Here is a 6,361-nt window from a genome sequence, read left to right as displayed (position 1 = left end):
CTCGCCGCGTCCGCGCTCTGGCGCACCGTGCTCGTGAGCTGCTCCATGCTCGCCGCCGTCTCCTGCAGGTTGCTCGCCGCCTGCTCCGTGCGCGCACTCAGGTCCTGGTTGCCGATGGCGATTTCCGCGCTGGCGGTGTTCACGCTGTCGACGCCCACACGGATCTCGCTCACGATGCGCGCCAGCCGGTTCTGCATCCGCTCGATACCCGCCAGCACACGCGCAATCTCGTCGCGGCCCAGCGCCTGAACCCGTGTGCCGAGGTCGCCTTCGGCCACGCGCTCGATGGCCCGCGCCGCGTCGTTGAGCGGGCGTGTGATGCTGCCGCTGACCACATGGCCGAGACCGAGCGCCAGCATCAGCACTGCCAGCGCGGCCAGCACGGTGATCCACATGGCCTGACGCTGCAGGAGCCCCAGCGCGTCGACCATGCCATCCACCCGCACGCCCACGGCATTGCTGATCTCCGTGAACGCCTCGTCGGCAGCACGCACATCGGCCTTGGCGGGTTCCATGGCGCTGTTGGCGCGCCAGGGGTCGTTGATCTCGCCACGCGTGATACCGACGTGGATGGCGTTGACCGCCTCGCGGTATTTCTCCAGCCCGCTGGACATGCGGTCCAGCGCCTGCTGCTCCGCCTCCTGCAGGCCGGGCCTCAACTGCGCCAGTTGGGCCAGGCCATCGGCCACCTGCTGCTGCCAGGCCATGTGATAACGCTGCAGGGCGTCCTCGTCGGCGAGGTTGAGGAACAGATCCTTCTCGTAGCGGCGCATGTTGCCCACAGCGGCCCGCACGTCGCCCAGCGAGCGCAGGGCCGACACCTCCACCTGCACGAGGTGCTGGCTGGACGCGACGGCGCGGTCGAGACTGAACAAGGCGGACAGCGCGACGCCGAGGATGCCGAGCGCGCACAGGGCCAGGAGGAGCGCGAGCTTGGCGCGGACGGAAATGCGGGAAAGCCAGTTCATGGAAACATCCAGAGGTGCGACGCCTCTGGCGCCAATGCCTCCTTGCTTCGGCGCACGCCCTGGCATCTTGAGCGTCGTTTGTCTTGCCATGCCTCCACGCATGGCCTTTCATCAACGTTTCATGCTTCCGATTTAGAAGCGGAACGCGCCAGCGCCGCGCGTGCGAGCAGGCGCGTGGAATCCAGCGTGGCCAAGGGGGAATTGGTGTCGCTCATGATCAGCGGAATCTCGGTGCAACCGAGCACAACGGCGTCGCACCCCGCGTCGCGCAGGCGCGAGAAGACCGCCTGGAAACGCGCCACGCTTTCGGGCCGGAACACGCCGCGCACCAGCTCGTCCATGATGATGCGGTCGATCTCGTCGCGCTCCGGTGCACTGGGGCGCACCGCCTGCAAGCCCCGCGCGGCGAGCGCCTCGGGGTAGACCTCGCTGTCCACCAGCCAGCGCGTGCCGGTGATGCCGAGGCGGCGATACCCATGTTCCACAGCCGCCTGCGCCACCACCTCCCCGATGTGCAGCCAGGGCAGCGGTGAGCGCGGTGCGACGTAAGAGAAAGCCTGATGGATGGTGTTGTCGGGGCAGATCAGAAAGTCCGCGCCTGCGGCGGCCAGGCGCTGGGCCGAGATCAGCATCAGCTCACCCACGCCGCGCAGATCGCCCCGGTTCAGGCAGTCGACGTAGTCCGCCAGCGAAAGCGAATGCAGCGACACCTCGGGATGTGCATGCGGGCCGAGCAGGGCTTCCCCCTCGCTGCAGATGGTGCGGTAACACAGGGCCGCGCCCTCGGCCGAACAGGCCACGATGCCGATGTGCTGTGTCATGAAAACGGGCGATAAGGATCGGCTGGGCACTATAGCCCAACAGGTCGGGGTGGCGCGGCCCCCTTCCCGGGCATTCAAGAGGCCTTGTATAAACGATGACTTATGAACAAGAACCTTTGGTTGCTGGCCACCGCGCAAGGCCTGTTTCTTACCAACAACGTGGTGTTCATCGCCATCAACGGCCTGGTCGGGCTGGCCCTGGCGCCGCTGGGCTGGATGGCCACACTGCCGGTGATGGGCTACGTGGTGGGTGGCGCCTTGTCCACGCCACTGGTGGCACGCACGCAGAGCGCCTTCGGGCGCCAGATATCCTTCCAGATCGGTCTTCTGGTGGCGCTGATCTCTGCGCTGCTGTGCGCCTGGGCCGTGATGGACAGGAACTTCTGGCTGCTGGTGACCGCCACCGTGATCGCCGGCTACTACAGCGCCAACGGACAGCTCTACCGTTTTGCCGCAGCCGAGCTGAGTGCGCCAGCGTTCCGCGACAAGGCGGTCTCGCTGGTGCTCGCGGGCGGCCTGGCGGGTGCCGTGCTGGGCCCCAACCTCGCGGTGCGCACCCGGGACTGGCTGGATGTGCCCTTCGCGGGTGCCTATGTGGCGCTGGCGGCGGTGGCCTTGCTGTCGATGCTGGTCATGGCCTTCATGCGATTTCCGCCCACGGCCAGGCCGATGGTGGGCGCCGACCAGGGCCGCCCGCTTTCGGTCATCGTGCGCCAGCCGGTGTTCATCGTGGCGAGCGCCGGCGCCGCGCTGGGCTATGGCGTGATGAACCTGCTGATGGCCGCCACACCGCTGGCCATGCAGGTGTGCGGCTTTCCGTTCGACGACGCGGCGCTGGTGCTGGAGTGGCACGTGATCGGCATGTTCGCACCCGGCTTCTTCACCGGCCACCTGATCGCGCGTTTCGGCGTGCTCACCATCATGGGCGTGGGCGTGCTGCTCAATCTCGCCTGCATCCTTGTCGCCCTGTCGGGGGTGGATCTGCACCAGTTCCTGATCGCGCTCTTCCTGCTCGGCGTGGGCTGGAATTTCCTGTTTACCGGCAGCACCGCGCTCTCGCTGCAGGCCTACCGGCCTGAGGAAAGGAACCGCGCGCAGGCGGCCATCAACTTCTGCGTCTTCGCCACCATGGCCCTGACCTCGTTCGCCTCAGGTGCCCTGGTCACCACCCGGGGCTGGCAATGGCTCAACATCGGCTCGCTGGTACCGGTCGCGTTCACCGGACTGGCCCTGGCCTGGCTTGCCTGGGTGCGCCGCCAGGCCCACAATCCCGCCTGATCGCGCGCCCATCCCGGGCGCTCACCCAGGGAGCAAGGACATGGGACTTCTGGATTCTTTGATTGGCGCGGCCGCCGAGGCCGCGTCGGGTGCATCACAGGGGCAACGAGCGCCCACCACCGCAGGCGGCTTGCCCAGCGGCCTGGATCCACAGATGCTGATCGGCCTGGTGGGCGCGCTGCTGGCCAGCTCGGGCGGCCTGCAGGGGCTGCTGGCCAAACTGCAGTCCGGCGGTCTCGGCGACGCCGTGCAGTCCTGGATCGGCACTGGCGCGAACCAGCCGGTCTCGGGAGACCAGCTGGGCAGTGCCCTCGGCCCCGATCTCATGGACATGATCGCTTCGCAACTGGGCGGCAGCCCGGCCCAGGCCTCGGGCACGCTGGCCGACCTGCTGCCCGGCCTGATCGACCAGCTCACCCCCAAGGGCCAGTTGCCGGCCGACAACGAGCTGGGCGGACTGGGCAGCCTCGGTGCCTTGCTCGGTGGCGGCCAGGGCAGCGGCAACGCCCCCGATTTGATGGGCATGCTGGGCGGACTCTTGCAACAACGCCGCTGACAGAGGTCGCCCCCTGCGCCGCCTTGCGGCCTCCTCCCTCTGTGCCACGCCGGAGGCGCTGCTCGAGGGGGCTTTCAGGCTGCTGGCGCGATCACGTCCAGCCAGGCCTTGAGCGTGCCGAACACGGCCGAGGGGTCGGCCTCGTTGAAGATCTCGTGATACAGGTCTTCAAATATCTGGGTGTGCACCTTGTCGCGTGGCGCGGCGGCGGCGAAGGCCTTGCTGCCAGCGGGCCGCACGAGGCTGTCCGCTCCCGACACCATCAGCAGCGTCGGCACGCGCCACTGACTGGCGGCGGCCACCACGGCGGGGCCGTTGCTGTCGATGAACCGGGCCAGCCGCGCGCTGATGCGGTCGTGCACGAGCGGGTCTTTCCGGTAGGCCTCCACCACCGCCGGGTTGTGCGAGATCTTGCTCGCATCCAGCCCGTTGGACAGCGCGAAATTGGGGGCGAAGCGGTAAAGCAGGCCGATGAGCTTTTTCTGCAGCGGGCCGATGCCCGCGTCCAGCGCCGGTGACGACAGCACGAGCGCGTCCACGGGCGCCATGCGCCGCTGCACGAAGGTGGAAGCGATCAGGCCGCCCATGCTGTGGCCCAGCAGGACGAGCGGGCAGGCCCAGGGCTCGGCGATGTGGCTGCGCGTGTCCTCGACCACCTCCGCCAGATCGTCGAGCAGCGCGTCGTCATCGGGCACCACGCCTCGCGCACCACCCGATTCGCCGTGGCCGCGCTGGTCGTAGGCGCGCACACAGAAGCCCCATTCGTTGAGCCGCTGCGCCACCGGATCGTAGCGCCACGCATGCTCGCCCAGGCCGTGCACGATGAGCACGACCGCGCGCGGCCGCCAGCGCATCGGCAGCGGCCAGTCGAACAGCGCGAGGTTCAGGCCGTCGCGTAGGGTGAAAGGCGCCTGTGTGGTGTCGGACATGGTTTCAGGGCATGCGGGCCATCACCTGGGCCACGGCAGCGGTCAGTCGCTGCGCGTAATCGAGGTGCAGGAACTCGTTCGGGCCATGCGCATTGCTCTTGGGGCCGAGCACGCCGCACACCATCATCTGCGCGGTCGGGAAGCCCTGGCTGAGCATGTTCATGAGCGGGATCGTGCCACCCTGGCCGATCGTGCCGCAGCCCGCGCCGAAATGCGCCTGCGAGGCGTCCTGCAGCGCCTGCTCGAACCACGGGGCGGTGGCCGGTGCGTTCCAGCCGCTGGCCGCGCCCTCACCTTCGAAGGTCACGCGCGCCTGATAGGGCGCGTTGTCCTCCAGCAGGGTCTTGAGTTCCTGCACGGCAGACGCCGCGTCCACCAGGGGCGGCAGGCGCAGGCTGAGCTTGAACGCGGTGTAAGGCCGCAGCACGTTACCGGCATTGCGCAGTTCGGGAAAACCTTCAGCGCCGGTGACGGACAGCGTGGGGCGCCAGGTGCGGTTGAGCAGCGCCTCGACCGGGTCGGTGGTGGTCGGCAGCGCGAACACCGTGGAGCCACCGCAATCGTGGTGCGCCCACGGAAAGCGCTTGTAGATCTCGTCACCGAGAATGGCTGCGGTGGCGCGTGCCTGCGCCACGCGCTCGGCGGGCACCTCGCAATGAAAGCTCGCGGGCAGCAGGCGGCCGGTGGCGCTGTCCTCCAGCCGGTCCAGCACCTGCCGCATGATGCGGAAGCTGGAAGGCACCAGGCCCGATGCGTCGCCCGAATGGATGCCTTCGGTGAGCACCTCCACCTTGAGCACGCCGCTGGCCATGCCCCGCAGGCTGGTGGTCAGCCAGAGCTGGTCGTAATTGCCGGCACCGCTGTCCAGGCAGATCACCAGGCCCACGTCGCCCAGACGGGGGCGCAGCATGTCCACGTAGGGCAGCAGGTCGCCCGAACCGCTTTCTTCACAGGTTTCGATGAGACCGACGATGCGCGGATGCGCCGCGCCCTGGGCCTTGAGCGCCTGCAACGCGGCAACGCTGGCGTAGACCGCGTAGCCGTCGTCCGCGCCGCCCCGACCATACAGCTTGCCACCGTCGATCTTGGGCGTCCACGGCCCCAGGTCGTTGCGCCAGCCGGTGAATTCGGGTTGTTTGTCGAGGTGGCCGTACATCAGCACGGTCTGGCCCGAGGTGGGTGCCGGCGTGCCGTCGCGCCCGGCGCTGGCCGGCACTTCGAAGAACAGCACCGGTGTGCGGGGTTTGCCCTGCGCGTCGTTGAGCCGCACCACCTCGAGCTGCAGGCCTTCCACCCGCTGTGCACGCACCCAGTCGGCCGCACCCTGCAGCACACGTTCCAGCAGGCCATGGGCGGCCCAGTCGGGGTCGAAGGCCGGCGATTTGGCCGGCACCTCGATGTAGCGCGTGAGCTCGGGAACGATGCTGCCCGACCAGCTGGCGTCCACGTGGGCCCGCAGCGCGGCAGGGTCAAGAGAGGTGTGGGGCAGGCGGGCGTTCATGGATCGGTCTCCGGAGTGCGCGGGCAGTGAGACAGGGCGTCCGGAGCGGTTGGCGTCCCCCGGGGCTGGTGGCGAGGAAACAGTATAGGCACGCCACGGGGGGCCGTGGCGTTTGGCGCATGCCTGTTACAGGCGGAAGACCTGGACGACACCGGCGAGGCGGCGGGCCTGGTCCTTCAGGCTCTCTGCAGCCGCCGCACTCTCCTCCACCAGCGCCGCGTTCTGCTGCGTCATCTGGTCCAGCTGCGTCACCGCCACATTCACCTGCCCTATCCCCTCGCTCTGCTCCCCGGCCGCCGCCGTGATCT

At 68.6% G+C, this 6,361-nt stretch carries 6 protein-coding genes and 1 pseudogene; 2 read left to right on the top strand and 5 right to left on the bottom strand.

What is annotated here, in order from left to right:
- Window positions 1–968 (bottom strand): methyl-accepting chemotaxis protein (locus tag J2X09_RS26825; protein ID WP_204735946.1); only part of this gene is annotated, 968 nt, incomplete at its 3' end.
- A gap of 119 nt (window positions 969–1,087) precedes the next feature.
- Window positions 1,088–1,789: an aspartate/glutamate racemase family protein gene (locus tag J2X09_RS26820; protein WP_204735947.1), complete on the bottom strand. Its 702-nt coding sequence runs from the start codon at window positions 1,787–1,789 to the stop codon at window positions 1,088–1,090.
- A gap of 102 nt (window positions 1,790–1,891) precedes the next feature.
- On the opposite strand from J2X09_RS26820, the gene J2X09_RS26815 reads away from it, so the two are divergent.
- Complete coding sequence (locus J2X09_RS26815) at window positions 1,892–3,067, top strand: MFS transporter (RefSeq protein WP_204735948.1); 1,176 nt, start codon at window positions 1,892–1,894, stop codon at window positions 3,065–3,067.
- Between the two features lie 40 nt (window positions 3,068–3,107).
- Window positions 3,108–3,623, top strand: a complete 516-nt coding sequence (locus tag J2X09_RS26810; protein ID WP_204735949.1) for a YidB family protein — start codon at window positions 3,108–3,110, stop codon at window positions 3,621–3,623.
- Between the two features lie 74 nt (window positions 3,624–3,697).
- On the opposite strand, the gene J2X09_RS26805 is transcribed toward J2X09_RS26810, so the two are convergent.
- The 3 genes and pseudogenes from J2X09_RS26805 to J2X09_RS26795 all read right to left on the bottom strand — a co-directional run.
- A complete protein-coding gene (locus J2X09_RS26805) occupies window positions 3,698–4,552 on the bottom strand; it encodes an alpha/beta hydrolase (RefSeq protein WP_204735950.1) in 855 nt (284 codons plus the stop codon).
- A gap of 4 nt (window positions 4,553–4,556) precedes the next feature.
- On the bottom strand, window positions 4,557–6,053 hold the full coding sequence (locus J2X09_RS26800) for a M20 family metallopeptidase (RefSeq protein WP_204735951.1): 1,497 nt from the start codon (window positions 6,051–6,053) through the stop codon (window positions 4,557–4,559).
- Window positions 6,054–6,179: 126 nt separating this feature from the next.
- Window positions 6,180–6,361, bottom strand: a pseudogene (locus tag J2X09_RS26795) (methyl-accepting chemotaxis protein); the annotation flags it as partial.

Source organism: Hydrogenophaga laconesensis (assembly GCF_031457235.1).
In the GTDB taxonomy this organism is placed as follows: Bacteria; Pseudomonadota; Gammaproteobacteria; order Burkholderiales; family Burkholderiaceae_C; genus Hydrogenophaga; species Hydrogenophaga laconesensis.
Note: the sequence above shows the minus strand (reverse complement) of the source record. Positions and strands in the feature narration are given on the sequence as shown.

Bases quoted from the DNA above. Each gene is read 5' to 3' on its own strand.
- J2X09_RS26820 (WP_204735947.1), bottom strand. From the start codon at position 1,789: ATGACACAGCACATCGGCATCGTGGCCTGTTCGGCCGAGGGCGCGGCC.
- J2X09_RS26815 (WP_204735948.1), top strand. From the start codon at position 1,892: ATGAACAAGAACCTTTGGTTGCTGGCCACCGCGCAAGGCCTGTTTCTT.
- J2X09_RS26810 (WP_204735949.1), top strand. From the start codon at position 3,108: ATGGGACTTCTGGATTCTTTGATTGGCGCGGCCGCCGAGGCCGCGTCG.
- J2X09_RS26805 (WP_204735950.1), bottom strand. From the start codon at position 4,552: ATGTCCGACACCACACAGGCGCCTTTCACCCTACGCGACGGCCTGAAC.
- J2X09_RS26800 (WP_204735951.1), bottom strand. From the start codon at position 6,053: ATGAACGCCCGCCTGCCCCACACCTCTCTTGACCCTGCCGCGCTGCGG.